A 2,697-nucleotide genomic window follows, 5' to 3' on the forward strand; every position below is an offset into this window, starting at 1 on the left:
AATTAATATCATAATAATCATTGATATTATCTAAACCTAGGACCTGACAAGAACTTCGACACAGTTTCTTTATCAAATGAAACCCTATAAAACCAGCAGCTCCAGTAACAAGTATTTTCATTTAAAATATTTTAAGGGCACTCCCCATTTTAATTCTCTCCAACTGAGCTTTTCGGCGGCCTTGCAAAAATAATATAATTGTTTTCTTTAACAAGATTTATATTATAAAATAGGTTGTTTTCTATTATTACCTATTCAGCAAAATCATAAGCAAATAATAAGCCTCTATTTTTAAGAGATTTAATCATATAAAAATTATTGAAATGTTCCTTGTAGTATTACTTTTTTTAAACTCTCTCTCCAAAACGGAATATCAATTTTAAACACATCGATTATTTTTTTTTTATCTAAAACACTATATTTTGGTCGCTTAGCAGGTGTTAAATATTCTATACTAGGAATGGGGTTTACTTTTATTTTATTTTTAGCTAGCTTAAAAATTTCCTTAGCAAATTCAAACCAACTTGCAACACCTTCATTACTATAATGGTAAATACCGTATTTTTCTGTTTTTGTATTTATTATCTGAATAATAATTTCTGCTAAATCGCCAGCATAAGTTGGCGTTCCAATTTGATCACTCACTACACTAATTCCATCTCGTGTTTCGGCTAATCGTAACATTGTTTTCATAAAATTATTACCATATTCAGAATACAACCACGAGGTTCTTATAATGAAATGTTCTTTTAAAGCTTGTTGTATTTCTACCTCACCTTGTAATTTAGAAGCTCCATATACACTAATAGGATTGGCTGCATCTGTTTCTGTATAAGGTTCGTTTTTTTCTCCATCAAACACAAAATCGGTTGAAACATGAATTAAAATAGCGTCATGGTCATTACAGACTTGTGCTAAATTTTTTGCTCCTGTTGCATTTATTTCAAAGGCTTTTTCTGCTTCCGTTTCGGCTTTATCAACTGCTGTATACGCTGCACAATTAATACAATAGTTTATTTGGGGATTAGATTTAAAAAATGTTTGTATTTGATTCAATTCACAGATGTCTAACTCTAGATGGTCTGTATAAATTATATTTAAATCGTCATACTCTTTTTCAACATCCTTTATACAACTGGCTAATTGTCCGTTACCTCCAGTAACTAAAATAGTTGTCATAAAACAACTTCTTTTAAAGTTGGAAGTTCTAAATCCTTTTCGGAAATTATAAATTCTTTTTCATCTAACTTCCAATCAATGTTTAAATCTTTATCATTATAAATAACACCGCCTTCGGATGCTTTATTATAAAAATTATCACATTTATATGAAAAAATAGCAGTGTCACTCAATACCAAAAACCCATGAGCAAAGCCCCTTGGGATAAACAATTGTGTTTTATTATCTTCTGATAATTCTATGCTCATGTGCTTGGAAAAGGTAGGAGAATCAGCTCTGAGATCAACAACGACATCTAATATTTTTCCTTTTATAACTCTCACTAATTTTGCTTGCGCATAATCTCCTTTTTGATAATGTAACCCTCTTAAAACGCCCTTTGAAGAATAAGACTCATTATCCTGAACAAAATTTATATCCCTGTTTAAGCCTTCCTTAAAAACAGCTTGGTTAAAACTTTCCAAAAAATACCCTCTTTTATCTTGAATGACTTTGGGCTTAATAATGAAACATCCTTCTAAATTAGTTTCTTTTACAATCATTATTTAGTTTTAAGTAATCCTAATAAATTTTTACCATATCCGCTTTTAAGCAGAGGTTCTGCTAAAGCTTTAAATTGATTCTCACTTATGTAACCCATTTCGAAAGCAGCGGCTTCTATAGCCCCAATCTTTAAACCCTGTCGTTCTTCTATCACCTCTACAAATTGAGAGGCTTGCATAAGCGATTGAAAGGTTCCTGTATCTAGCCAAGCTGTTCCTCTGTCCAGTATACTTACGCTAAGTTTTCCTTGGTCTAAATAAATCCTATTTAAATCAGTAATCTCAAGCTCTCCTCTATGGCTTGGTTTAATGTTTTTAGCTATATCGACAACCGTATTATCATAAAAATAAATTCCGGGTACCGCATAGTTTGATTTAGGGTGTTCTGGTTTTTCTTCGATAGAAATCGCTTTCCCTTCTTCATTAAATTCTACAACGCCATAACGTTCTGGATCATGCACACGATACGCATAAATAACTCCCCCTTTAGGGTTATTATTTGCCTGCAAAAGTTTAGCTAAACCTGTTCCGTAAAAGATGTTATCTCCTAATATTAAAGCAACTTTATCTTCTCCGATAAAATCTTCCCCAATAATAAAGGCCTCTGCCAATCCATTTGGCGACTCTTGAACTGCATATTCAAACTTACAACCATATTTTTCACCATCTCCCAACAAATCTTTAAATAAAGGCAAGTCTTTGGGTGTAGAAATAATTAATATTTCATGTATTCCGGCATACATCAAAGTCGAAATAGGGTAATATATCATGGGTTTGTCATAAATAGGCATGAGTTGCTTACTTACTGTTAGTGTTAAAGGGTGTAGCCGTGTTCCTGAACCTCCTGCTAAAACTATTCCTTTCATAATTATTCCTTAACGTTAATTATATTGTTTTTTATAATAAGATTGATATGCGCCACTAGTAACACTATTTAACCAATCTTCATTGCTTAAATACCAATCTATTGTTTTTT

General features: G+C 31.8%; 4 protein-coding genes and 1 pseudogene. All 5 read right to left on the reverse strand.

Translation table 11 applies throughout. The features are described from left to right. The coding region (locus tag QZ260_RS11660; RefSeq protein WP_295986438.1) for an NAD-dependent epimerase/dehydratase family protein at positions 1 to 121 on the reverse strand (121 nt) is incomplete at its 3' end. 194 nt (positions 122 to 315) lie between these two features. Next, on the reverse strand, positions 316 to 1,179 hold the full coding sequence (gene rfbD, locus QZ260_RS11665; protein WP_295986435.1) for a dTDP-4-dehydrorhamnose reductase: 864 nt from the start codon (positions 1,177 to 1,179) through the stop codon (positions 316 to 318). After that, positions 1,176 to 1,721 (reverse strand): dTDP-4-dehydrorhamnose 3,5-epimerase, encoded by a 546-nt coding sequence (rfbC, locus tag QZ260_RS11670; protein ID WP_295986436.1) that lies wholly within the window; start codon positions 1,719 to 1,721, stop codon positions 1,176 to 1,178. The genes rfbD and rfbC overlap by 4 nt, the downstream gene beginning before the upstream one ends. Next, positions 1,721 to 2,587 (reverse strand): glucose-1-phosphate thymidylyltransferase RfbA, encoded by an 867-nt coding sequence (rfbA, locus tag QZ260_RS11675; protein ID WP_295986437.1) that lies wholly within the window; start codon positions 2,585 to 2,587, stop codon positions 1,721 to 1,723. Before rfbA ends, rfbC begins: the two co-directional genes overlap by 1 nt. A gap of 15 nt (positions 2,588 to 2,602) precedes the next feature. Then, a pseudogene (locus tag QZ260_RS11680) lies at positions 2,603 to 2,697 on the reverse strand (dTDP-glucose 4,6-dehydratase); the annotation flags it as partial.

It is taken from the genome of uncultured Algibacter sp. (assembly GCF_905480415.1).
Classification (GTDB): Bacteria; Bacteroidota; Bacteroidia; order Flavobacteriales; family Flavobacteriaceae; genus Algibacter_B.

What these genes read in the sequence shown, in the direction of transcription:
- rfbD (WP_295986435.1), bottom strand. Translation starts at nt 1,179, where the DNA reads ATGACAACTATTTTAGTTACTGGAGGTAACGGACAATTAGCCAGTTGT.
- rfbC (WP_295986436.1), bottom strand. Translation starts at nt 1,721, where the DNA reads ATGATTGTAAAAGAAACTAATTTAGAAGGATGTTTCATTATTAAGCCC.
- rfbA (WP_295986437.1), bottom strand. Translation starts at nt 2,587, where the DNA reads ATGAAAGGAATAGTTTTAGCAGGAGGTTCAGGAACACGGCTACACCCT.